This window comes from Desulfovibrio fairfieldensis (genome assembly GCF_001553605.1).
In the GTDB taxonomy this organism is placed as follows: domain Bacteria; phylum Desulfobacterota; class Desulfovibrionia; order Desulfovibrionales; family Desulfovibrionaceae; genus Desulfovibrio; species Desulfovibrio fairfieldensis.
Window position 1 is genome coordinate 2,057,230 of sequence record NZ_CP014229.1, and the last position, 22,376, is coordinate 2,079,605.

Below are 22,376 nucleotides of genomic sequence, written 5' to 3' on the forward strand. Positions count from 1 at the left end.
AGCGCCATTCCGCCCACACCCCGAATGCATAAGGCGCGGGCCGGAAGCAAGAGCTTTCGGCCCGCTTTTTTGGAACTCATTGGAGAAAAACTATGGAAAACTATGTGGCCAAGCACGATAAACTGATGCGTCATCTGCAAATGACCATTGAAAGCGCCAGCCGGGATTACGCCAAGGTGAGCATGCCCCTGACCGAGAATCACAAGAACGGCATGGGCGTGGCTCACGGCGGGGCCATCTTTTCCCTGGCCGATGTGGCTTTCGGCGCGGCGGCCAATGCCGGTCGGGAAACCGGCGTGGTCAGCCTGAGCACCACCATTGAATTTCTGCGGCCCGGCAAAACCGGCCCGCTCACGGCGGAAGCCCGCGTGGTGCGCGACGGCCAGCATGTGCAGAGCTATGACGTGCAGGTTTTTGACGGCTCGGGCGCACTGATCGCCAGAACCATGGCCGCCGGTTTTCTGACCGACGTGCCGCTGCCCCGCTAGGGACTGTTTCTGAATTGGGGAATTTTGCCTTTCCAGCACAGCTCCTGGAGTATTTAACACTAGAAAACGCTCTAAACGCGGTTCGGACCCGCGCGGCCTGCAACACAACAAGAACGGCGTTCCGGGAACAGAATTCCGGAACGCCGTTCCAGCCTGATGACAAACCCCGCGTACGCGGGGTTTGCGCCGCGCGCAGGGCTCAAGCCACGGCGACAGGAATCTCGGTTTCCAGACCCAGCGGCAAGCGAAGGCTGAAGACCGCGCCGCCGTCTTTGCCGTTGGCGGCAATCAGCTCGCAGCCGTGCCCGTGCGCCAGGGATCGCGCCACGGTGAGGCCCAGACCGGCATATTGTCCGAAACGGCTCTCGCGGGTGCTGAAAAAGGGCTCGAAAATGTGCGGCAACACGTCCGCAGCAATGCCGGGCCCGCTGTCGGCCACCCGCAATTCATACCAGCCCCGTTCTTCCCCGGTCCGCGCCGCGCTCCCGCCCTGTTCCGCGCTTTTGCCCTGATCCTCACGGAGCAAGCGGGCCGAAATACGCAACAGGCCGCCCTCGGGCATGGCGTCCAGAGCGTTCTCCACCAGATGCAGGCAGATCTGCTGCAGTTCCAGCGCCGAGCCCAAAGGGCGTTCCGTGCGCGTTTGGGGCGGAAAATCCAGTTCACAGCGCACACCCGCACCGTCCAGGCGCGAACGGGTCAGCTCCAGCACCCTGTCGAGCACGGCGGGCACATCCAGCGGCTGAATGCGCGCGTCCATGCCGTGCCCCACCATGAGCAGCTTGCGGGTGATCTCGCGCACCCGCAGGCTCTGCACGCGGATGGTCTCCACGGCCGTGCGCATGTCCTCCAGATCCGGCAGGGCGGCGGCCTCCGGTTCGCCCAGGCTGTCCTTGATCAGCCCGGCGGCCTGAACCATGATATTCAGCGGATTGTTGACCTCGTGGGCCACGCCTTCGGCCACCCGCCCGAGGCTGCGCAGGCGGGCCGCCTCGGCCAAGCGGGCCGCCTGACGGCGGGCCGTGGCACGCTCCCGCGCCTTGGCGCATTCCGCCAGAATGCCGTCCACGGACACCGGCTTGGACAGCCAGTTCCGCGCGCCGCGCCGCATGGCCTGCACGGCCTTGCCCATATCCGCCGCGCCGGAAAGCATGACCACGTCCAAGTCGGGATGGCGCTCACGCAGGATCTTGAGCAAAGCCACGCCGTCCATGCCCGGCAGGCCCACATCCAGAAAGACAAGATCCCACTCGCCCTCCGCCACCATAACCAAGGCGGCCTCCGCATCAAGAGCCACTCCGGCCTCTATGCCGCGCAGATCCAGGCGTTCGGCCAAGGGCCGGACAAAAGCCGCTTCATCATCCACCAGCAGTACGCGCATGGGCCATACCTCAGAGCAGAATACGCCTGAACCCGTAGCAGGGCGGATTCGCCCGTTCTTAGAGCATGTTGCGCCTGAAGTTATCGCTTGACGGCAAAACAAGCCCACATTGCGATACCAACGCTGCCGTCACTTTTCGTAAGCGCGGCAAACCGCGTCACGGCCGACGTTTCGCTGTGCGGATTTCTCGGAAAATCCGCACAGCGCGTAGAGATATTTTTAATATCAAAACGTTCTACAGCATGTTGCGTTTGAAATGTTGCACAGTTCAAACGAGAACCGCTCTAAAAGGGCGAGGCGCTCCGGACTACTTGTGCTCGGCCAAAAGATCCTTTTCATTGAGCACGTCGCGGGCCGCCTCAAAATCGCCGCCCTCGGCCATGGAAACCGCCACCATGGCGTTTTCCAGTTTGTCGCGGTAGGCCATGCGGATGCTGCTAAGCAACTCCTCGATATCCATGGGTTTTCTGAGAAAATTGTACGCGCCCATGCGGTAGGCGGTCTGCTCTTCGGCGTCGCCGCCGTGGCCGGTGAGGATGATCACCTGCACCTGGGGATTGCTCTTTTTGACGTTGCGCAACACCTCAAAGCCGTCCATGCCGGGCATGCGCAGGTCAAGCACGATGACGTCCGTGGGCAGTTCCACAGCCTTGAGCGCCTCCGGGCCGTCATAAGCCACGCGGGCCTCGAAGCCGCGCATGGCCAGGCGCTCGGCCAGGGTGTCCACAAACTGCTTCTCATCGTCCACCAGCAAAATTTTGATGTCTTCCTTGGTCATGAACCACTCCTTGGTCCGGCCTGGCCGGTATCCGTTAAGTACTTTCGGAATCGCGCGCCGCGAGGGAAAGGAAAAAGCGTCCCCCGGCGTCGCGCCAAGGCATCAGCACGGCCTGCCAGCCGGGCCTGAGGCCATTGAGCAGAGGGCTGCCGGTCAGGGCCGACAAGGCCAGATCGGCGTTGGCCCCTTCCACGACTTCAATGATGACGCCCTCGGCCTTCTGCTGCCTGCCGGCGGTAAATCTGAGCGTCACCTGCCCGCCCACCGAGGCGCAGAGGTCAAAAATCTCCAGCAGAGAGCGCAAGACCTCCAGCGGCGGCACCGGAGCCCAGACCGGCTCCTCGTTATCGCCGCTGACCAGACGCATCTGGGCGGCTCTGGCCTGACGCGCGGCCATGCGGCAGAAAATCCGGCAGACCCGGGCCAAGTCGCAGGGACCCGCGTTTTCATTTTCCGCGCCCCCGGCCTGGGCCATGAATTCCATGCCCTCGGCCAGAGCCGCGCCCTGCAGAATCTGGCTCTGCACTTCAGTCAGGGCCGCCAGGAGGCGCTCACCCCTGGGCAGGGCCGCTCCGGCCAGGGCGGCCATATCCTGCGCCAGCCCCGCGGACTCGCGGATCACGGCCAGGACGTTGCGCATATCATGGACGCCCGAGGCCAGCAGACAGGCCATGCACTGGCTGTCGTTCATGACCGGCCTCCCTGCGACGACGGTATGCCGCCGGAACGCGCGCTCTGGGCCGCGGCCTCCAGCGTTTCCTGAAAAACGGCGAAGCTCAGGGGCTTGGTCAGGCAGGCAAAGGCCTGGGCCGCCGGGGCCACGCCCGTGTCGTCCACGGCATCGTGCCCGGTGAGCAGAATGACCGGCAGCTCCGGATGCGCGGCCTTGATCCGGCGCAGGGTTTCGTCGCCGGGCAGGCCGGGCATGAGCAGGTCCAGTACGGCCACGTCCGGCACTTCATCCTCCACCGCCGCCAGAGCCGACGGTCCGTCGTAGACCACGCGCGTCGCATGGCCCCGCAGCGTGAGGCGTTCGGCCAGGGTTTCCACAAATTCCTTTTCGTCGTCAGCCAAAAGAATACGCAACGCCATTTCAGACCTCCACAGCGCCTTCAGGCGGCGTCAGCGGCAGGGTTATGCGCACCAGGCTGCCCCGCCCCTCTTCGCTTTCCACAACAATGTCTCCGCCCAGACGGCGCACGATGCCGTACGTGATGAACATGCCGAGGCCCGTGCCCTTGTCCTTCTTGGTGGAATAGAAGGGCTCGAAAATATGCTTGAGCACGTCCGGCGGCATGCCCTTGCCGTTATCCTTGACGCTCACGGCCACGCTGGCCTCATCCGGACAGGAACAACTCACTTCAATGCGGCCGCCCTGCTCCACGTCGCTGACGGCATCCAGGGCGTTGCCCAGGATGTTCAGGAAAATCTGCTGTAACTGGCCACGGTCCGATACGATTTCCGGCAGGTCGCCGGGCAGGTCCAGGCAGAGCTGCACGCCCCGGTTCTTGGCCTCACGTTCCAAAAATTCAGAACTTTCGGTGATGACTTCCGCCAAGCGCAGGGACTGGCGGTTGGCCTCCATGCGGCGCGAGAAACCCAGCAAACGGTGGGTGATGCCGCGCGCCCGCTCCACCGTGCCTTCAATGCTCTCCAGAAGTGCGAGGATCCGCTCCCGGTGCTTTTCATAGCTCGCGCAATCCTTGCTCATGCGCAGGAAATCCAGAGCCAGACCGGCTTTTTCGTAAATCACGGCCAGGGGATTGTTGACCTCGTGGGCAACCCCGGCGGCCAGCCTGCCGATGGAGGAAAGTTTCTGATTATGCTCCATCTGGGCGAAAACAGCCACCCGCCGCTCGTCGCTGGCCTGGAGACGGCCCACCAGGTGCTTCATCAGCAGATGCGAAACCAACACAATGATCGCGATGCCGCCGCAGAGCACCAGCAAAAGCTCGGTGCGCAATGTGGTCCAGGGCCGGAAAGCCTCCAGACTGGGCTTCACGGCCAGCAGCATCAGATCCGTGCCCGTCAGCATGGTGGAGGCCACCAGCAGGGTATGCCCCTTGTCGTCGGTCATGCGCCGCACCAGGGTCTCGTGGCTGGCCGGGGGCAGTTGAAAGGGCAGTTTGTCCAGAGCCTTGCCGTACAGGCGGGAACTGGTCTGCAGAACGCCCGCGCTGTCGCAGAGAAAGACGTCCGTGTCCTGTTCCGGCCCCACGGCGGACACCAGCTGCTCCAGGCGGGAGGTATCGATGGTCACGCGCAGTGTCCAGGAACTGCCGTTTTCCTCCAGGCGATGCACGGCGATGACCATGTGCGGAAAACCACGCAGGCCAAGGAAAGCGTTGCTGATGTAACGGCCCTTGATCTCGGCCTCGCGTAGCCAGGGCTGCCCCGCGTAATCCGCGCCCTTGAGCTTGTAGGGCCCCACATAGTCCACCTGACGGCCTTCCACATCCACGAGGCCCATGTCCACAAAGCCCTTGAATTCGCTCTTGAGGGCCCAGAAAATGCGGTTCAGCGTCTTTTCGTCGGCCAGATCCTTGAAGCTGTAGGCATGGGCGATCAGGCTCACGGTTGAGGCCCGTTCGCCCAGAAAGAGCTCCAGAGAGGCCTGGGACTTGCGCGCCAGGGCGTAGAGCGGGCTTTCCATTTCCCGCTCCAGGGTCTTCATGTACTGGACGTGGCTGAACCCGGACATGATCAGCAGAGGAGCCACGGAAACCGCCACCATCAACACGGTCATCAGCCGCCGGAGCGAGCGGTAGCGCGCCGGGGACACGGCCTCGGGCACTTCCAGCAACTGGCCGAAGTATTTTTTGATCGCGGCAAACATAGGCCCCTCCAGCATTTTCCGGCTCATACGCTTCCGCATGAACCCACATTAAAAAGACGGATTTTGTCCCCTGGCAAGGAAAACAAGTTTTTTACGACGGGAGTGGACTCTTTTCGTCCATGGCCAAGTAAAAAACGCCGTTTGACGCCGCCAGGGGACAAAAGACGCTTTTTAATGGCCGCCGGCGACGAGAATCCCCGAAGCCGCCAGACTCAACACCAGCACTTCCAGCAGAGCGATGGTCGTCATCAGCCATTGCTTGCGCCGGATCAGGCTCCAGGCCAACTGCAAAAAGCAGATGATGGTCAGGGCCGCCAGAAACACGATGCCCAAGAAATTGCATATATCGCCCTTGCCCACCAAGGCAAGCCAGCCCCAACCCTGCGGGATGTGCCCGGCGGCGCGGTAGTCGGCAGCGCTGCCGGTCCAGAGGCGGGGCAGTTCGGTCAGGGGCACCTGCGGTTCAAGCACGCCCAGCACATAGAGGGCGTAGGTGACGAGCATAAGCACAAACCCGATGAGCGCGCCGTAAAACAGGGTGTCGGCATAGCGCAGTTGCGCGGGCGAGGCCTTGATTTCTTTTTTCAGATCCACGGTATTCATAAGTCGTCTCCTGTGCGTTCTGCCCGGCTACCAGCCGAGGCCCTTCATGAGCGCCTTGGCTCCGGAGAAGAAAAGCACGATGATCACCATATAGCGGATGAACTTGGGCTTGGCCTTGGCCAGCAGGCGCACGCCCACCACCGAGCCGAGCATCAGGCCCACGATGGAAGGGATGGCCATGAGCGGAATGACGCAACCCTGGTTCAGATAGACCCAGGCCGCCGAGGTGTCGGTGATGGAAAGCAGGAACTTGGAGGTTCCCACGCTGACCTTGAGCGGCACGCCCATGAGCAGGTTGAGCACAGGCACGTTGGCCCAGCCGGCACCCAGGCCGAACATGCCGGCCATGATGCCGATGGCGATGAAGAAAAGCAGGCCCAGGAAGGTGCGGTGGGTCTTCCATTCCACCACCTCGCCGGTACTGGGCTCCAGAAAGACGCCGTTCATGCCCAGCGCCAGCCCCACGGCGTCCTGTTTGGTGACCACCGGGCGCACAGAGTTTTTGGACACCAGCAGCAGCACGGCGATGCCCAGAATAACCGCGCCGAGGCAGGTCTGCACGACGTCTGTGGGCAGGGCCAGACCCAGCATGGCGCCCACAATGGCGCAGGCCGAGGCGATCAGCGCCACGGGCAGGGCCAGGCGCAGATTGGCGAAGTTACGCCGCAACAGACCCGGCCCGGCGGCCAGGGCTCCGGCCAGGGCCACCAGCAGGCCCGCGCCGCGCACAAAGTCCAGATGGAAAGGGAAAAAGCCGCTGACCAGCGGCACGAACAGCACGCCGCCGCCCACGCCGGCCATGACCGCGATGATCCCCAGAATGAAGCAGAAGCCCAGCAGGGCCAGGGGCCAGAACCACCAGGGATGGTTGTCCAGCGGCGCGGCGGCCACCGCCGGCGCCTGGGAGGCGGGCGGCGTGGCAGGGGTGGGGGCCGCGTGCAGCGTCGCGCCCGTATCCGCCGCGACGGCCTGTGTTCCCGGTGCGGAAACCGCGTCCACGGCCAGGGCCGCGCACGGCCCGATCAGAGTCAGACAGACGACCAGCGGCAAGAGCCACGGCCAGAAAAGAGTTTTGTCCTTATCCGGATTTCTGCGGAAAATACGCGCCATTGTTTCCCCCTTGCGGCATGCGCCGAGGCACACGTGGATGTTCGGAATGGCGCGACTCTACCGTGCCCGACGTAAGCGGACCATCGGGAGAATCCTGATTTCTGCGCATCCGCCTCAGGGCTTTCCCCATCCCCAGAGCGGATTAATTTTGAGAATTGACACTCTCAAAGTTGACGCTGCCCTCAACCTATCGTTGCTGTCGTCATCCGTAGCGCTGCTGTCTTGATCCGTAGAACGGCTCAAGCAAGCCGCCCAGCGGCAACGGCTGAAGCGCGGCGGGAACGCGGTCCCACCTTGGCTTCAGGCGCGGGCGGCTGCGAAAGCAGACGCCAAGGCAAAGTAACTTTGAAAAGTTACTTTGCCCGCCCCCCGGCCGCGCGGGTTCAAACCCGCACCAGACCGTGCCGGATGGCGATTTTGACGAGGTCGCCCACGGAACCGGCCTGCAGTTTGGTAAGCAGGTTGTACTTGTGGGTTTCCACAGTTTTGGGACTGATGCAGAGATCCTGGGCAATGCTTTTGACGCTTTTGCCGTCGGCCAGGAGACGGAAAATCTCTTTCTCGCGCGGGGAAAGCGCACTGAGATCCCCGCTGCCGCCGTGTTCCGCGGCGTCGCGGCGGCGGCGCAGCAATTCGGCCAGACAGCCGCCGGGGTCCGGACAGGTCAGAAAGATTTCGCCCCGGCGCAGGCTCTCAATGGCTTTGAGCAGCACGCCCGGCGGTTCGGACTTGCGTACATGGCCCATGATGCCGAGGTCGATAAGTTCGGGCAGGAAGCGCTGGTCCTCATGGCCGGTGTAGATCAAAATCCGCGCCTGCGGCTGTACCTGGAGCACGGCACGGCTGGCGTCCACGCCGTTCATGCCCGGCATGCCCAGGTCCATGATCACGATCTGCGGCGCAAGGGAGGCGGCCAGAGCCACGGCCTCGCCGCCGCTCAGGGCCATGCCCGCCACACGCAGATGGGCGTGCGGAGCGAGCAGGCTGCGCACGCCTTCCATGAGCAGCTTGTGATCGTCCACCAGCAGAATGCGGCAGATCTCACGTCCGGAACTCTCGCCCATATCGCTTGCTTGCCCTCCCCTGTTTCCACCCGGAACAAGATCGTCATAGCCTATTTGGGCTGTTTTGTCTGCCGCGGGGCGGGAGGTCCGCAGGGTAGGTGAATGGACAGGATAAACATCTTTTGTGTCCAGGTGAAGAAAAAAATTTCTTCTACCTAAAAAGAGGTCATAGCCTATAATGGTTGGGCCATCGCTTGTAAGCCGTTACAGCACGCTTCAAACTCACGAGATTCAGCCGGAACTAACAAACACTCATTACGATTTTGTTTGCTTCTCAATACGATGCATCGTTTATCGAATTTCCATAGATAATAATTTTCCTGTCCTCACAGGTAGTAACTTTAGGTATCATCTCAAATTGTATATATATAAAATCAGTATCAAGATATATGTCATAAGTAATATAAATTATTTTAATGTACTGTTATGTCTGCATATTCTATATCTTACTTTTTGCTAAAAATCTTAATCACATGAATAGTGAATAGTAACTATAAATGAAAAAGGATTACTGCTGCCAATGTTTCCTGGCTCTCACTCATAAATACGCCGCCATACCATTGGCTTGCCGTTTTCTTCAATGCCTATGTAGGCTACATCGTTTAGATTTGTGACGCCCGGTATATGCAGAGAGGCTTTGCCGTCTGTTGTAGTCGGCGTGGAAGCCGGCGCATAACGTGCGACAACGGCAGACATGGACGTTGTTTCTTTAAGCGGCAAGAAGTAACGCAAAACTGCTTGAATAGTGCTTGATACGGTTTGTCTGTGCGCTATGGCGGCAACATGCACTGTTCCGGATGGAAGATTATCCAGATACACCATGTTGCTGATAACAAGGCCATAAATGCCGGAAGTCCCTTCCACGTTCAGCAGAGCAGCTTTGTTCCAGGGAATCATCTGATATTTTTGGGAATCAGCATATGCGTTTATTTCAATAATATCATAGGTGGGGAAAAAATATTTGTCGGTTTGAGGGTAATCAAACGATTCTGCTGTAACTGTTCCCTGCTTCATTGCCTGATTTCTCTTTGCAATAGCAGGCTGTGCCTGAATGAAGACGTGTGCTTCCATCAGCACGCTGGATAGAAGAACGAGACAGAAAGCAGCATAGAGCAGCTTTTGGCAAACATCTTTCAGATTTAAAGCCGCAATAAATGTAAAACAACAACATGCCGTGTAAAAGAATGTGGCGGACATGGCTCTATAGGGAGTGGATGGACTGAAAATAAAGGCAGCAAGACTAGCTTGTGCCATAAGAAAAAATACAAAGCCCGGCAAAAAAGTTGCAATCTTTATCCTGTCCTGACGGTACAGCAACCAGATACAGACGAGAGCAACCAGTATGTAGGGCGACATTTCTAGCTGCTGTGAACTCCAGAAGATTAAAAATCTGTGAAAGGATTCAAATGAAAAGGCGGGGATTTTCTCCATGCCGCCAAGTTGTGCAAGGCGCACTGCGTTGGCAGGGGCTGTCATCATAAGCAGCCAGCCGGACACTGCCCCGATGATTCCGGCAGCAGCCCAAGCTGGAACTATTTTAAGAGTACGAAAGCGGTAGATAGTCGCACCCAGGGCTGCAAGGATTGCCAGCATGCCCACATTCTCGTTGCTGCAACCTGCCAATAAGCCCGCGAGGGCAAAAACTGAGCCGCCAGCACGGTGATAATTCTTTTTGTCGATCCAAAAGCGGTATGGCACCAGAAATGCCGTGGCGAAAAACAGGCTGTAACCGTAATCGGCTGTGCCGGTACGCCAGAAGTAAACTGTTCCGAATGCGGGTAAAGCGAACCAGAGCAACCCTGCCAAGGTTATCAAATGCCATGCCCGTATTTTATCGCGCCATTGAGCGCCCAATGTCAGCAGTACCCCGGAAAGAACAAGGCCAAGAAATATAAGGGGAGTGAGAAGGGGATGCAGCCACGATGGGCCATGCAACAGCACTCTTGCCATGAAATGGCCGATGAACTTCCCGCTCCAAGTAAGGTGTTCTTGGACTTGAGCTTTGAAAATATCTGACAGACCTGAACCGCCTGCTCCATATCCAAAATCATCGAATACCAATGGAGTCATGGCGCAAAAGAATGATATTGTGCAAAATATAAAAATAGATGCAATGACTACACTGGATTTATTCATTTTAATGCCTAACTGCGATATTTAGTTCTTGAAAGAGAGAGTTACTATCCGCTTGGGTATGGTTTTATCCTCCCCAAATTCGATATTTTAGTACCGTTTTTGATTCGGTACGAAAGTATCGGATTTATGTCAAGGCATTGTGTAACCTGACAGGATGAAAAACTGTCCTAATCTCTTGGAAGCCTTGGCTATTACCGTTGAAGCAATACGGAAGGAACGCAAGCTGACGAAGCTGGCGGTAGCCAGCGATGCAGAGCTGCAAGACTGCTATGTGAGAGGGATAACAAAGGGGAGAAGGAACCCAACGATTACCGCTTTATATGCGATTTGCGAGGCTCTGAAGGTGTCACCGGTTGAGTTCTTCAGGAGAGTGGAAGAAGAAAGAGCGAATTTGGAGAAGTCTGGAAAGGAATAAATTCCGTAGCGGCCATAACAGGCTTGACAAAGGATAAAAAAGCGGTGGACGAAGCTCATCCACCGATAAGTATAACAGAGCCTAAAAAAATACTCTTGCGTCAACCTTCCTGTAAGGTTGCGGTTAGTTATAAAATCGCCTTTTCCGCGTGGATGGCGTTCTCAGCGCGTTTTTGATGTTCGCCTATGCCGACGGCGCGGAATTTCAGAAAATGAACAGCGTCGCCAGACCAAGAAAAATAAAGAAGCCCGCGCCGTCGGTAATGGTCGTCAGGAAGATGCTGGAAGCCTGGGCCGGGTCACGGCCCACGGCGCGGAAAATCAGCGGAATGGAACCCCCGGCCACCGCGCCCAGAATCATGTCGCAGAGCAGCGCGCCGCCCATGACCGCGCCCACCAGGTGGTTGCCCGTGAACCACCAGGCCCCCAGAAAGGCAGTGACAGCCATGAACAAGCCGGTGACGATGCCGATCTTGCCCTCGCGCAGCACGGCCATCCAGGCTTTTTTCTGGTCAAAACGGTCTGTCGCCAACTGGCGGATCATCACGGCCAGAGCCTGCTGGCCGGTATTGCCCGCCTGGTTGGCGACCATGGGCATGAGCACGGCCAGCACGGCCATCTGGGCGATGGTGCCCTCGAACATGTAGACCACCGAGGCCGAAAGCGCGGAATTGAACAGATTGACCATCAGCCAGGGCAGGCGCTTGCGGACGCTTTCCGTCCAAGGCGTATCCACGCTTTCCTCGGGGTCCGCGCCCACCATGCCGAGCATGTCGGCGCTGGCCTCCTCGTGCATGATGTCCATGATGTCGTCATAGGTGACCACGCCCATGATATGTCCCTCGTAATCCACCACGGGCATGGCCAGAAAATTGTAGTGTGAAAGCAGGCTGGCGACTTCGCGTTTGTCCGTGTCGTAGGTCACGCTGATAACGCTCTGCCCGGCCGCGGCGTCGCCCACGATGGTGCCGGGGCGGGCCAGCATCAGGTCGCGCAGGGAAAGCACGCCCACCAGCACGTCCTTTTCGTCCACCACATAGCCGTAATAGGGGCTCTCCTTGTCGTCCTCCATCTCGCGCCGGATGTGGGCAATCGCCTCATCCACCGTAAGAGCCTTCTCCAGCAGGATCAACTCGGTGTTCATGGCACCGGCCGCGGAATCCGGGTCGAAATTGAGCAGATTGCGCAATTCCTCGGAATCTTCCTTGGTCAGCTTTTCCAGCAGGACGTCGCGGTGCTCCTCATCCAGTTCGTCCAGCACGTCGGCGGCGTCGTCCGGCGCCATTTCGGCGATGATCTGGGCGGCCACGTCGGCGTCCAGATTTTCCAGCACGTCCACGGCCACGTTGCCGTCCAGCTCGGCCAGGGCCTCGGCGGCATCCTCGGTGGTCATGTGGCGCAGGGCGCAGACCTGCTTTTCCAGGCTCAGATTTTCCAGATGATCAGCCATGTCCGCCGGATGGACGAACTCGGCCTCGTCGCCCACCTCCCGGCAGATCTCGGGCATGCTGATGCCGTGCGCGTCGCCGCTCTCCGATGCGTCCGGGCTTTCATCCACGACACGGGAGGGGCGGATTTCGTCGTTACGATCGTCAGCCATGAGCAAGCCTTTTGCAGGATACGGAACAATGAAACATGACGGCACGCCGCCGGATGAAGGCGGCGCAAGACTACCGCGACTGTATGACGCGGCCGTGCCGGACAGGAGACGGGTCCGGGACCGCGCTACGGCTTCGCGCGTATGTGAAAAAGCTCCCAATGCGGCCCGCAACTTGACGCGCGCCACAGGGCATTCTATCTACTTCAGAGCCCCCGGACCGGCTGTGCGCCCGTTCGGCGCGCCACGGTTCCGCACGCCTTCATGCCGCGTGCCCGGTTCCGGCGCAGGCGCGGCGGACGCGCGCGGGCGCTTTTCGTTTAGCACGCGCATGAAGTGGGGACAAGCGCAATGTTCACGCCCTGGGCCGCTTTTTTTTCTCCCGAAGGGGAACGGCTGCTGCAAGAATGTATTGATCTGGCCCTGGTTGAGGACGGGCCGGAGCTGACGGCCTTGGGGCTCTTCCCGCCGGAAGCGCGGATGCACGCCGCCATCCGCGCCAAAGAGGACACTCTGGTGGTAGGCCTGCCCGTTATCGGCGCGGTGTTCAAGGCCCTGGACGTCCCCTTTCGCTGGCAGGCTTCGGCAGGGGAAGGCTCGCACGTGCCGTCCATGACCGAGGTGGCCCGCATCGCGGCTCCGGCCGTAGCCATGCTCAAGGCGGAACGGGTCATCCTCAATTTCATCACCCATCTTTCGGGCATCGCCAACCTCACGGCCCGCTACGTGCGCGAACTGGATGGCACGGGCGTGCGCCTGCTGGATACGCGCAAAACCACGCCCGGCCTGCGCTGGCCCGAAAAATACGCGGTACAGGCGGGCGGCGGCGTGAATCACCGCAAAAATCTCGCGGAAATGCTCATGCTCAAAGATAACCACATCGACGCGGCCGGTTCCATCACCGCAGCCGTAGCCAAATTGCGCGCCCGCTACCGGCCCTGCCCGCCCGTGGAGGTGGAATGCCGAACTCTGGAGCATGTGCGCGAGGCCGTGGCGGCCGGGGCCGAGCGGATCATGATGGACAATATGGAAGCCCCGCGGCTGAGCCAGGCCCTGGCCCTGGTGCCGCCGGACATTGAAGCCGAAGTCAGCGGCGGCGTGCGCCTGGAGACCATCCGCGCCATCGCCCTGACCGGGCCGCGCCGCCCGGATTTCATTTCCGTGGGTCGCCTCACCCACTCAGCCGTGGCCGCGGATTTCAGCATGACCCTGATTCCGGCCTGAAAAGGTCCCGGACAACAAGGAATCGTTCCCAACCGGCGCGACGCCGACACATATTCCCCTAATAACGGATCATACCATGAACGACATCACCGCCGCCGTGGCGGCGCTTAAGGAACAACTGGGCGACAGGCTCTGCATCATGGGCCATCATTATCAGAACGATGCGGTGGTGGCCCACTGCGACGTCACCGGCGACTCCCTGGAGTTGGCCCGCCGCGTGCCCGGCGTGGACGCGGAGCACATTGTCTTCTGCGGAGTCTTTTTCATGGGCGAATCCGCGGCCCTGCTCGCCAAGCCGGGCCAGGCCGTGCATCTGCCCGAACCCGGCGCGGACTGCATGATGTCCCTGATGACCCCGGCGGGTCTGGCCCGCCGCGTTCTGGAACAACTGACCGCCACGGGCCGCCGCATCGTGCCCCTGGCCTACGTCAACACCACCTTGGGGCTCAAGGCCGTGGTGGGAGAATACGGCGGCGCGGTCTGCACTTCGGCCAATGCGGAAACCATGCTGCGCTGGGCCCTGGACCAGGGCGACGGCGTGCTCTTTCTGCCGGACAAGCATCTGGGCCGCAACATGGCCAAAAAACTGGGGCTTGCGCCGGACCGGCAGCATATCCTGCGCCTTAACGGCCACGGCCTGATCAATCCCGAAAGCCAGCCCCTGGAGCGTCCCCTGCTGCTCTGGCCCGGCTGTTGCGCCATCCACGCCCGGCTCAAGCCCGAACAGGCGGCTGCCGCGCGCGCGGCCCATCCGGGCTGCCGGGTGGTGGCCCACCCCGAATGCCGCCCGGAACTCATCGAGCGTTGCGACGCCGCCGGCTCCACCTCCTTTCTGATCAAGGAAGCCGCGCGCCTGGCTGAAGAAGCGCCCGGCTCCACCCTGGTCATCGGCACGGAAAACAATCTGGTGGACCGGCTGGCCGCCCGCCACAAAGGGCGTTGCCGTGTTCTTTCCCTGGGCCGGGCCATTTGTCCGGACATGGCCAAGGTGACGGAAGCGAAACTTTTGGCTACACTCACCGCCATTGCCCACGGAACGGCCGAGCCTCTCACCGTGGAGGCCGCGCTGTGCGGTCCCGCCCGCCGCTCCTTAACCCGCATGCTGGAGGTTTGCGGTCAATGAGGACAGAGCTGTGACTCCCACCCGCCGCCATGTGCCCATCCTGATCATCGGCTCGGGCGTGGCCGGCTGCACCGCCGCCCTGACCCTGGCCGACGCCGGTTGTGACGTGCTGCTGCTCAACGCCGGAGATAATCTGGCCGACGGCAATTCGGAGCTGGCGCAGGGGGGAATCATCTATCGCGCGGCGCCCCGGCCCGACGATCCCGCCGACGACGATGACGCCCGCGCCCTGGAAAAAGACATCCTGGTGGCCGGGCACAACTACAATTACCGCAAGGCCGTGCGCTGGCTCTGCCAACAAGGCCCGCTCTGCGTGGACGAAGTGCTGATCAAACGCGCGGGCGTGCGGTTTGACCGCAATCCGGACGGCAGTTTCAACCTGACCCGCGAGGGCGGGCACTCGGCCCCGCGCATCCTGCACCGGGCCGACTACTCGGGCCGGGCGCTCATGGACGGGCTCACGGCCCAGGTGCTGGCCCATCCGCGCATCACTTGCCTGCATCGGCGCGCGGCCATCGACCTGCTGACCAGCCACCATCATGCCAAAAACGCGCAGTTCCGTTACGAAGTGGACAACCGCTGCCTGGGGGCCTATGTCCTCAATGAGGAAAGCGGCGAACCGGAAACCATTCTGGCCGACTGGACGGTGCTGGCCACCGGGGGCGTGGGCCAGGTCTTTCTGCACTCCACCAATGCGCCGGGCTGCGTGGGCACGGGCGTGTCCATGGCCTTCCGCGCGGGCGTGGATCTGGCGAATCTGGAATTCATGCAGTTCCATCCCACGGCCCTGTATGAGGAGCGCAGCAACCGCCGCCCCCTGATCACCGAAGCCATGCGCGGCGAGGGCGCGCGCCTGCTGGACGAAAAAGGCCGGGCCTTCATGCTCCGCCACGACAAACGCGGCGATCTGGCCCCGCGCGACGTGGTGGCCCAGGCCATGATGGAGGAAATGCTGCACAGCGGCGCGCCCTGCCTGTTCCTGGACGTGAGCGGCGTCAAGCAGGACCTGCCCACCCGTTTCCCCACAGTGTTCGAGCAGTGCCGGGAGGCGGGGCTGGACATTCGCAAGGAACCCATCCCGGTGGTGCCCGCCGCGCATTATTTCTGCGGCGGCGTGCTCACCGACACGCGGGGCCGCACCTCCATGCGCGGCCTGTACGCCATCGGCGAATGCGCCTGCACCGGCCTGCACGGGGCCAATCGCCTGGCCAGCACCTCATTGCTGGAAGCCTTGGTCTGGGGGGTGAGCTGCGGGAAGGATCTGGCGCGCCGCGCCGCAAGCGGCGGCATGCCCACGGGTCTGGCCGCCGCCATTCCGGACTGGCAGCACGAAGGCGACGAACGCCACGACGATCCGGCCCTGGTGGCCCAGGACTGGGCCAATATCCGCAACACCATGTGGAACTACGTGGGCATTTCGCGCACCGACGCGCGCCTGCGCCGGGCCTTTGAGGATATGCGCGACCTTGTGCGCCATATCCATGATTTCTACAAACGCACCCGCATTTCCCGACGTCTGGTGGATCTTTTCCACGGCTCGCAGACGGCCTATGTCATTACCCAGGCGGCCATGCGCAACCCTGTAAGTCTGGGCTGCCACCACCGGGTGGACTGAGCCGAAGGAAAAAACAAGCATGAAAAGTCTCATCCGCGTGATTCTCATCCTGGCGGTGCTGGTTCTGGCCGGGTTCGCAGCCCTGCAATTCTGGCTGGGCCCGAAGCTGGAGGAACAGGCCCGCCTGGAACTGGCCGCTCTGCCGGAAGCCCTGGCGTTTTCGGAGCTTCTGCGCTTTGAGCCGTTGAAAGTAAAAAGCGTCGAATTCTCGGCCTTTTCCCGGCGCCTGATCCTGCGCGGTCTGGAACTGCGCGGCACAATGGACCTGCCCGCTTTTGAGGCGGGCGTCGAACAGCAGCCCCGGAGCGCGGCCCTGAACTATACGCTGGAGGAAGCCTCCTATCGTTTGCCCTGGCGGGCGCTTCTGCTGTTCACACCCCTGCGCGACATGATTCTGCCCGAAACGGGCATGATGGCCGTGGGCGAGGAGATGCGCATTTCCAACTTCGTCTATTCCCTCAATCAGGGCACCGTCAGCGCGCGAAGCGTCGTGCGGGATCAGGAAGCCGTTGACATCCGCATGGAAAGCGGCCTGATCCGGGAACTGCTGGAACAGCGGAAGCCCTCGAATATGCTGAACGCCCTCTATCGCATAGGTATCGGCGAAATGCGGGCTTCGGCCATGACTTCCGAGATGACGATCCCCGAACAGGGCATCAAGATGGATTTCAGTTGCGACGCCATGCGCATCCGCAACTGGGAAGGCCGCACCATAGAAGAAGCCGTTGCGGACGGCATTGTTCTCAAGGAAAAAGACCGGGAGCTTATGCGCCTGGGCAACATCACGGAAAAGCGGTTCACCCTGCCGGAAGAAGCGGCCATGCAGGAATTGCTGACCCTGCTTTCCCAGACGAAACCCGACGAAAATGCCTTGCAGGCTCTGCTGCTGCGCATCGTTACCACCGGCGAGCCTTTGCTGCGGGAAATCAGCTTCTCTGACCTTCATTTTCCTCTGGATGGTCAGGCCCTGACCTTTAAAAAAATAGCCCTGAACTGGCAGTCCAACACGCCTTTGCAGTACGGCCTCAGCGTGGATGCTCTTTCCCTGCCCACGCCTTTGCTGGAGCGCGAAAGCGATCTGGCCTTTCCCGGTCTGCCCGCTCTGGTTCTGGATGCGAAGCTGGGCTTTACGTCCGGGGGCGACGGCGGACGCCACAAGGGCCTGCTCAGCGCCCAGCATCTGGGCTCGCTGGACTATGATTTCATCATGTCCGCGGGCTCGCCATTGGCCGGTCCGCAGGCGCTGTTCCTCAGCTCGTACAAGGACGTCAACCTGAAATATACGGACCAGGGGCTCACGGCCTATCTGGTCAGAAACGTTATTCCCTCGGCCCAGGGGGCCACCCCGGCGCTCAAGGCGGCCATCGCCGAGCTCTGCCCCGGCGATACGCCGGAAAATGCGGCCGTCCGCGATGCCCTGGAAACCTTCGTCTCCCGGCCCGGCGTGCTGGAAGTGCAAAGCAGGCCCGGCAAGACCTTCCGTGTTTTCGAGCTGCTCGCCAAACTGGGCGGCAAGGATCCCGGCGCTCTGCTCAGCGTCACGGCTCAACCGGGCAAGGAAAGCCTGGAACAGCAGATCAGCGGCCTGGACGCGACCGCGGCCAAGGCAAAATAGCGCGACATGAAGAAAACCGTCCTTATCCTCGCTCCGCTGCTGCTCGCGGTGCTGCTTCTTGTGCTGGCCGCGCAGTTATGGCTGCGGCCGCGGGTGGAGAATCAAATACGGCAAGCACTGGCGGGGCTGACCTCCTTTGACGGCAGCCCGGTTCAGTCCGGCGTCGAAGTCCTCGACTTTTCGCCCTTGACCCGCAAGCTGCTGCTGCGTGGTCTGGAACTGCGCATGGTTCAACCGCAGGGCCCGGTCACCTATCAGGCCGCGGAAATTTCCCTGCGCCTGCCCCTGCGGGCCATGCTGGCCTGCACGCCTTTACGCGGCGCGGTTCTGCCTGAACAGGGCATGACGACCGTGGCCGAAGGCCTGCTCCTGCTCAATGTCAGCGCGCGCACGTCTCTGGGCAAGGTCGTCATGCAACGGGAAGAAGTCGACGCCCTCTATGCGGACAGCGCCCTGCTGCGGGATCTGGCCGAAGGCGCGAAGCTGCCCGACTCTCCGGGGCTCACCTACCGCATGGGCGCGGACAACATCCGTGCTTCCTTCATCAGCGTGGATATCCCCACCGTGAACCGGCCGCTGTATATAAGCATCAAGGAAGCCGGCCTGCGCAACTGGCGCGGCCGCCATATGGAGGAAGCGGTCCTCACGGACCTGCGGCTGCGCATCGACGGGCAGGACGGCCTGGTCCTGGACAGCCTGAGCCAGAGCGGCATCGTGCTGCCCGAGGAAGCCCTGCTGCGGCGTCTCTCGCGATTGTTCGGCGCGCCTCCGGATCAGCGGAGCATGCAGGCCCTGTTTCAGGAAATGCTCGCCGCGGACGAACCACTGTTCCGCGAATTGCGCCTTAACGGCCTGACCATGCCTTTGCCGGAGGACAGGGCCGAACTCAAGACAGGCAGTTTCGAATGGCTCTCCAACCGGCCTGCCCGCTACCGGATCAATCTTTCCGGCCTGTCCCTGCCCGCGGTTCTGCAAGGCTACGGCCTTGCCCTGCCCGGTCTGGACACCATACGACTGGACGCCGACATTTCAGTCGAGGAGCAGGGTCAGGACAGCATTCTGGAAAAGGGCATGGTCAAGGCCGCGAATCTGGGCGATCTGCGCTACAGCCTGCTGATCTCCGGCAATACTGAGGGCATGGACCAGCAGCAGGCCCTGTTCAGCCAGACTTACGGCGATCTTAAACTGCGTTTTGAAGATCACGGGCTCATGGGCCGGCTGGCCCTCATGCTGCCCCCGGACGGGCGGGCCGCCGCCGTGTTCACCGCCGCCGTCAACAATTTTTGCGTCCAAACCACGTCGGAAAACAGGGCGCTTGCCGCAGCTTTGGAAACCTTTGTAAATCGGCCCGGCAGCCTTGAAATCAGCAGCACGCCGGGCAGGCTCTACAACCTGACGGAAGTGCTGGACGCGCTGGCGGCCGGAAACCCCGGCGCATTGTTCCGTGCCGAGGCACAGCCGGGCGCGGAAAGCCTGGAACAACAGGCGGCGCGCATCAACGCCGGGCAAAGCCCGCAACCTTAACCACATTAACGCATGCGTAAACTCTGGCTCAAAAAGAATGAGGACCGCCGCATCCGCGCCGGGCATCTCTGGGTGTTCAGCAATGAAGTGGATACGCAGAAAAGCCCGCTCACGGACTTTACGCCCGGCGAGGAAGCCACGCTCTGCGACGCGCGCGGCGCGCCTCTGGGCAGCGTCTGCCTGAACCCGGCCTCGCTGATCTGCGCGCGCCTGCATGCGCACCGGGCCGACGCGCCTCTGGACAAGACCCTGCTGCATGAGCGCCTGAGCCGTGCCCTGATTCTGCGCCAGCGGCTCTTTCCGGAACCCTGGTACCGGCTCTGCCACGGCGAGGGTGATTTCCTGCCCGGTCTGGTCATCGACCGCTACGGCGAACACTGCACCCTGCAAATCAGTACCGCGGGCATGGAGAGCCGCAAGGAGTTCATCGTCCAATGCCTGGACGAACTGCTCGCGCCCGCGTCCCTGCTTTTCGACAACGACCTTGCCGCGCGGGGCCTGGAGGGCCTTTCCCGCGAGACCCAAAGCCGTGGCGACCTGCCTGAGCGTCTGGAAGTGCCGGAAAACGGCTGCCGTTTTTTCGCGCCCTGCGCCACGGGCCAGAAAACCGGCTGGTTTTACGATCAGCGCGCCAACCGGCGAGAGCTGGCGCGCTACGCGGACGGCGCGGACGTGCTGGACATTTTCTGCTATGCGGGCGGCTTCGGCGTAACGGCCGCCGCTGCCGGGGCCGCATCCGTGACATTTCTGGACGCCTCGCCCCAGGCGTTGGCTCTGGCCCGCGAAAACGCGGCGGTCAATGCACCGGTTCCGGCGGGCAAAGGCGCGGTGGAAACCATCTGCGGCGACGCTTTTCACCAGCTCAACGAGCTGTACGAGGAAGGCCGACGCTTTTCTCTGATCAGCCTGGACCCGCCCGCCTTCATCAAACGCCGCAAAGACGCGGCCCAGGGCCTGGCGGCCTACCGCAAGATCAACGGTCTGGCCATGCGCCTGCTGACGCCGGGCGGCGTGCTGGCAAGCTCTTCCTGCTCGCACCATCTTGCCGCCGAGGCCCTGCGCGGCTGCGTGGCCCAGGCCGCGTCCCGGCGCAGGCTGCACGCCCGGCTGGTCTACGCGGGCGGCCAGGGGCCGGATCATCCGGTGCATGCCGCCATGCCCGAAACAGCGTATCTCAAATGCTTCATCGCCCAGGTGGGCTAAACCATCACGGAGTTTCCCATGCTCAATAAAGTACGCCTGCTCACTCCCGGTCCCACGCCCCTGCCGGAGCGCGTACGACTGACCCTGGCCCGGGACATGATCCACCACCGCAAAAGCGAATTCAAAGCGATCATGGGCCGGGTGCAGGAAAAGCTGCGTGTTCTTTTCGGCACCCAAGGCACGGTGCTGCCCCTTTCCTGCTCCGGCACGGGAGCCATGACCGCCGCCGTGTACGGCCTGTTCAATCCCGGTGAGAAGGTGCTGGTGGTGGAGGCGGGCAAATTCGGCCAGCGCTGGAAAGCCATCGCCGTTTCGCGCGGCCTGGAGGTCGTCACCCTGGAAGTGCCCTGGGGCCGGGCCGTACGCCCCGAGCAGGTGGAGGAAGCCCTGGCCGCCGATCCCGCCATTACAGGCGTGCTGATCCAGCTTTCCGAAACCTCCACCGGCGTGCTGCACCCGGTGCGGGAGGTGGCCCGGATCATCCGCCAACGCGACGTTCTGCTGGTGGTGGACGGCATTTCCGCCGTGGGCCTTTCTCCCTGCCCTCTGGACGAATGGGGCCTGGACTGCCTGCTCACCGGCTCGCAGAAAGGCCTGATGCTGCCGCCGGGCCTAGCCCTGCTGGCCCTTTCGGAGCGGGCCTGGGAAAAAGCCGCGGGCGTGACGCCCGGCTGTTTCTACTTCAACCTGCTCAAGGAGCGGGAATATGTGGCAAAAGGCCAGACCCTGTTCACCTCGGCGGTGAATCTGATCGTGGGCCTGGATGAAAGCCTGGACATGCTGCTGGAAAACGGCCTGGAAGCCGTGTATGCCAAGCAGTGGGCATTGACCATGCTGACCCGCGCGGGCGTCACGGCCATGGGTCTGGATCTCTTCGCACCGGAACATTTCGCCTGGGGCATCACCAGCGTGCTGCTGCCCGAGGGCGTGGACGGCACGGAAGTGCTGCGCCTGGCCCTGGAAAAGCACGGCGTCTGCATGGCGGGCGGACAGGATCAGCTCAAGGGCCGGATTGTGCGCATCGGGCATATGGGCTGGGTGGACTGGGCCGACGTGCTGGCCGGGCTGTACGCTCTGGACCGGGGCCTGATGGAAGCGGGCGGTTTCTCCGGCGCGCGCGACTATCTGGAACAGGGCATGGCCGCCTACCGCGCGGCCCTGGAGGACAAACCGGGCGAGTTCCTGCCCAGAGTTCTGGTGCACAGTTAGGGCAGTGCTGATGAACAATGCGCGGCGTGCCCTTGCCCGGACCGGAAAAAACCTTATGTATGGGAAATACGGGACCGGATGGCGGGTTACGGCCCCAATGCAAACATCAGCATGAGGTTGACATGAACCAGAACGATTGCGGCTGCCATAGCTCCAAGGACGGTCCTCTGCCCGAGGTGACCTTTTCCACTTTCATTCTTTCCCTGGCCTCTTCGGCCCTGGTGCAGCTGGGCGAAGTGCCCGATCCCGAAACAGGCCGGATGGAGCAGGATCTGGCGCTGGCCCGGCACAATATCGACGTGCTGGAAATGCTGCGCCAGAAGACCGAGCGCTGTCTTGAAGAGCAGGAACGCCGGTTGCTGGAAAGCATTCTGTACGAACTGCGCATGAAATTCGTGATCAAGTGCGGCCCGGACTGTGAAAAAAAGATGGCGGAAGCCTCCGCCCAAAAGTAGT

The 22,376-nt window shown here is 61.7% G+C and carries 20 protein-coding genes; 10 read left to right on the forward strand and 10 right to left on the reverse strand.

Annotation, left to right across the window (positions count from 1 at the left end; translation table 11 throughout):
- The first annotated feature begins 92 nt into the window (after positions 1–92).
- Positions 93–488, forward strand: a complete 396-nt coding sequence (locus AXF13_RS08715; protein WP_008685060.1) for a PaaI family thioesterase — start codon at positions 93–95, stop codon at positions 486–488.
- A 199-nt stretch (positions 489–687) separates the two neighbouring features.
- Here AXF13_RS08715 and AXF13_RS08720 read toward each other — a convergent pair whose 3' ends face one another.
- The 9 genes from AXF13_RS08720 to AXF13_RS08760 all read right to left on the reverse strand — a co-directional run bounded on the left by AXF13_RS08720 (position 688) and on the right by AXF13_RS08760 (position 10,396).
- Positions 688–1,869: a hybrid sensor histidine kinase/response regulator gene (locus AXF13_RS08720; RefSeq protein ID WP_062252646.1), complete on the reverse strand. Its 1,182-nt coding sequence runs from the start codon at positions 1,867–1,869 to the stop codon at positions 688–690.
- Positions 1,870–2,176: 307 nt separating this feature from the next.
- Complete coding sequence (locus AXF13_RS08725; RefSeq protein WP_008685063.1) at positions 2,177–2,647, reverse strand: response regulator; 471 nt, start codon at positions 2,645–2,647, stop codon at positions 2,177–2,179.
- A 34-nt stretch (positions 2,648–2,681) separates the two neighbouring features.
- Positions 2,682–3,338 carry a hypothetical protein gene (locus AXF13_RS08730; RefSeq protein ID WP_062252647.1) on the reverse strand — a complete coding sequence of 219 codons (657 nt, stop codon included), beginning with the start codon at positions 3,336–3,338 and terminating at the stop codon, positions 2,682–2,684.
- Positions 3,335–3,739, reverse strand: a complete 405-nt coding sequence (locus AXF13_RS08735; RefSeq protein ID WP_062252650.1) for a response regulator transcription factor — start codon at positions 3,737–3,739, stop codon at positions 3,335–3,337. The genes AXF13_RS08730 and AXF13_RS08735 overlap by 4 nt, the downstream gene beginning before the upstream one ends.
- A 1-nt stretch (position 3,740) precedes the next feature.
- Positions 3,741–5,483, reverse strand: coding sequence for a sensor histidine kinase (locus AXF13_RS08740; protein WP_062252652.1), 1,743 nt, complete (start codon positions 5,481–5,483; stop codon positions 3,741–3,743).
- A gap of 171 nt (positions 5,484–5,654) precedes the next feature.
- Positions 5,655–6,086, reverse strand: a complete 432-nt coding sequence (locus AXF13_RS08745) for a hypothetical protein (protein WP_062252653.1) — start codon at positions 6,084–6,086, stop codon at positions 5,655–5,657.
- 27 nt (positions 6,087–6,113) lie between these two features.
- Complete coding sequence (locus AXF13_RS08750) at positions 6,114–7,196, reverse strand: sulfite exporter TauE/SafE family protein (RefSeq protein ID WP_223299888.1); 1,083 nt, start codon at positions 7,194–7,196, stop codon at positions 6,114–6,116.
- Positions 7,197–7,579: 383 nt separating this feature from the next.
- Positions 7,580–8,260: a response regulator gene (locus tag AXF13_RS08755; RefSeq protein ID WP_062252655.1), complete on the reverse strand. Its 681-nt coding sequence runs from the start codon at positions 8,258–8,260 to the stop codon at positions 7,580–7,582.
- 534 nt (positions 8,261–8,794) lie between these two features.
- Positions 8,795–10,396, reverse strand: coding sequence for a DUF6056 family protein (locus AXF13_RS08760; protein ID WP_062252657.1), 1,602 nt, complete (start codon positions 10,394–10,396; stop codon positions 8,795–8,797).
- Between the two features lie 154 nt (positions 10,397–10,550).
- On the opposite strand from AXF13_RS08760, the gene AXF13_RS08765 reads away from it, so the two are divergent.
- Entirely contained in the window at positions 10,551–10,811 is a 261-nt protein-coding gene (locus AXF13_RS08765) for a helix-turn-helix domain-containing protein (protein WP_062252659.1), read from the forward strand.
- Positions 10,812–11,015: 204 nt separating this feature from the next.
- Here the strand turns inward: AXF13_RS08765 and mgtE are convergent, their stop codons facing one another.
- Positions 11,016–12,410 carry a magnesium transporter gene (gene mgtE / locus AXF13_RS08770; RefSeq protein WP_009302243.1) on the reverse strand — a complete coding sequence of 465 codons (1,395 nt, stop codon included), beginning with the start codon at positions 12,408–12,410 and terminating at the stop codon, positions 11,016–11,018.
- A gap of 348 nt (positions 12,411–12,758) precedes the next feature.
- On the opposite strand from mgtE, the gene nadC reads away from it, so the two are divergent.
- From nadC to AXF13_RS08810, 8 genes are all read left to right on the forward strand, one after another.
- The gene (gene nadC, locus AXF13_RS08775) at positions 12,759–13,631 is read left to right on the forward strand and encodes a carboxylating nicotinate-nucleotide diphosphorylase (RefSeq protein ID WP_062252661.1); all 873 of its coding nucleotides are present in this window, start codon (positions 12,759–12,761) and stop codon (positions 13,629–13,631) included.
- 76 nt (positions 13,632–13,707) lie between these two features.
- Positions 13,708–14,754: a quinolinate synthase NadA gene (gene nadA, locus AXF13_RS08780; RefSeq protein ID WP_008685073.1), complete on the forward strand. Its 1,047-nt coding sequence runs from the start codon at positions 13,708–13,710 to the stop codon at positions 14,752–14,754.
- A gap of 10 nt (positions 14,755–14,764) precedes the next feature.
- Entirely contained in the window at positions 14,765–16,369 is a 1,605-nt protein-coding gene (nadB, locus tag AXF13_RS08785) for an L-aspartate oxidase (RefSeq protein ID WP_062252663.1), read from the forward strand.
- A gap of 19 nt (positions 16,370–16,388) precedes the next feature.
- Positions 16,389–17,984 (forward strand): hypothetical protein, encoded by a 1,596-nt coding sequence (locus AXF13_RS08790; protein ID WP_062252665.1) that lies wholly within the window; start codon positions 16,389–16,391, stop codon positions 17,982–17,984.
- 6 nt (positions 17,985–17,990) lie between these two features.
- Positions 17,991–19,508, forward strand: a complete 1,518-nt coding sequence (locus AXF13_RS08795) for a hypothetical protein (RefSeq protein ID WP_062252667.1) — start codon at positions 17,991–17,993, stop codon at positions 19,506–19,508.
- A 12-nt stretch (positions 19,509–19,520) separates the two neighbouring features.
- Positions 19,521–20,711, forward strand: a complete 1,191-nt coding sequence (locus AXF13_RS08800) for a class I SAM-dependent rRNA methyltransferase (RefSeq protein WP_062252669.1) — start codon at positions 19,521–19,523, stop codon at positions 20,709–20,711.
- A gap of 18 nt (positions 20,712–20,729) precedes the next feature.
- Positions 20,730–21,920, forward strand: coding sequence for a pyridoxal-phosphate-dependent aminotransferase family protein (locus tag AXF13_RS08805; protein WP_062252671.1), 1,191 nt, complete (start codon positions 20,730–20,732; stop codon positions 21,918–21,920).
- 122 nt (positions 21,921–22,042) lie between these two features.
- Complete coding sequence (locus AXF13_RS08810; protein ID WP_008685079.1) at positions 22,043–22,375, forward strand: DUF1844 domain-containing protein; 333 nt, start codon at positions 22,043–22,045, stop codon at positions 22,373–22,375.
- The last annotated feature ends 1 nt before the right edge of the window (position 22,376 follow it).

Bases quoted from the DNA above. Each gene is read 5' to 3' on its own strand.
- nadA (WP_008685073.1), top strand. From the start codon at position 13,708: ATGAACGACATCACCGCCGCCGTGGCGGCGCTTAAGGAACAACTGGGC.
- AXF13_RS08745 (WP_062252653.1), bottom strand. From the start codon at position 6,086: ATGAATACCGTGGATCTGAAAAAAGAAATCAAGGCCTCGCCCGCGCAA.
- AXF13_RS08730 (WP_062252647.1), bottom strand. From the start codon at position 3,338: ATGAACGACAGCCAGTGCATGGCCTGTCTGCTGGCCTCGGGCGTCCAT.
- AXF13_RS08765 (WP_062252659.1), top strand. From the start codon at position 10,551: ATGAAAAACTGTCCTAATCTCTTGGAAGCCTTGGCTATTACCGTTGAA.
- AXF13_RS08720 (WP_062252646.1), bottom strand. From the start codon at position 1,869: ATGCGCGTACTGCTGGTGGATGATGAAGCGGCTTTTGTCCGGCCCTTG.
- AXF13_RS08725 (WP_008685063.1), bottom strand. From the start codon at position 2,647: ATGACCAAGGAAGACATCAAAATTTTGCTGGTGGACGATGAGAAGCAG.
- AXF13_RS08795 (WP_062252667.1), top strand. From the start codon at position 17,991: ATGAAGAAAACCGTCCTTATCCTCGCTCCGCTGCTGCTCGCGGTGCTG.
- mgtE (WP_009302243.1), bottom strand. From the start codon at position 12,410: ATGGCTGACGATCGTAACGACGAAATCCGCCCCTCCCGTGTCGTGGAT.
- AXF13_RS08790 (WP_062252665.1), top strand. From the start codon at position 16,389: ATGAAAAGTCTCATCCGCGTGATTCTCATCCTGGCGGTGCTGGTTCTG.
- AXF13_RS08715 (WP_008685060.1), top strand. From the start codon at position 93: ATGGAAAACTATGTGGCCAAGCACGATAAACTGATGCGTCATCTGCAA.
- nadC (WP_062252661.1), top strand. From the start codon at position 12,759: ATGTTCACGCCCTGGGCCGCTTTTTTTTCTCCCGAAGGGGAACGGCTG.
- AXF13_RS08740 (WP_062252652.1), bottom strand. From the start codon at position 5,483: ATGTTTGCCGCGATCAAAAAATACTTCGGCCAGTTGCTGGAAGTGCCC.
- AXF13_RS08800 (WP_062252669.1), top strand. From the start codon at position 19,521: ATGCGTAAACTCTGGCTCAAAAAGAATGAGGACCGCCGCATCCGCGCC.
- AXF13_RS08735 (WP_062252650.1), bottom strand. From the start codon at position 3,739: ATGGCGTTGCGTATTCTTTTGGCTGACGACGAAAAGGAATTTGTGGAA.
- AXF13_RS08805 (WP_062252671.1), top strand. From the start codon at position 20,730: ATGCTCAATAAAGTACGCCTGCTCACTCCCGGTCCCACGCCCCTGCCG.
- AXF13_RS08810 (WP_008685079.1), top strand. From the start codon at position 22,043: ATGAACCAGAACGATTGCGGCTGCCATAGCTCCAAGGACGGTCCTCTG.
- AXF13_RS08760 (WP_062252657.1), bottom strand. From the start codon at position 10,396: ATGAATAAATCCAGTGTAGTCATTGCATCTATTTTTATATTTTGCACA.
- AXF13_RS08750 (WP_223299888.1), bottom strand. From the start codon at position 7,196: ATGGCGCGTATTTTCCGCAGAAATCCGGATAAGGACAAAACTCTTTTC.
- AXF13_RS08755 (WP_062252655.1), bottom strand. From the start codon at position 8,260: ATGGGCGAGAGTTCCGGACGTGAGATCTGCCGCATTCTGCTGGTGGAC.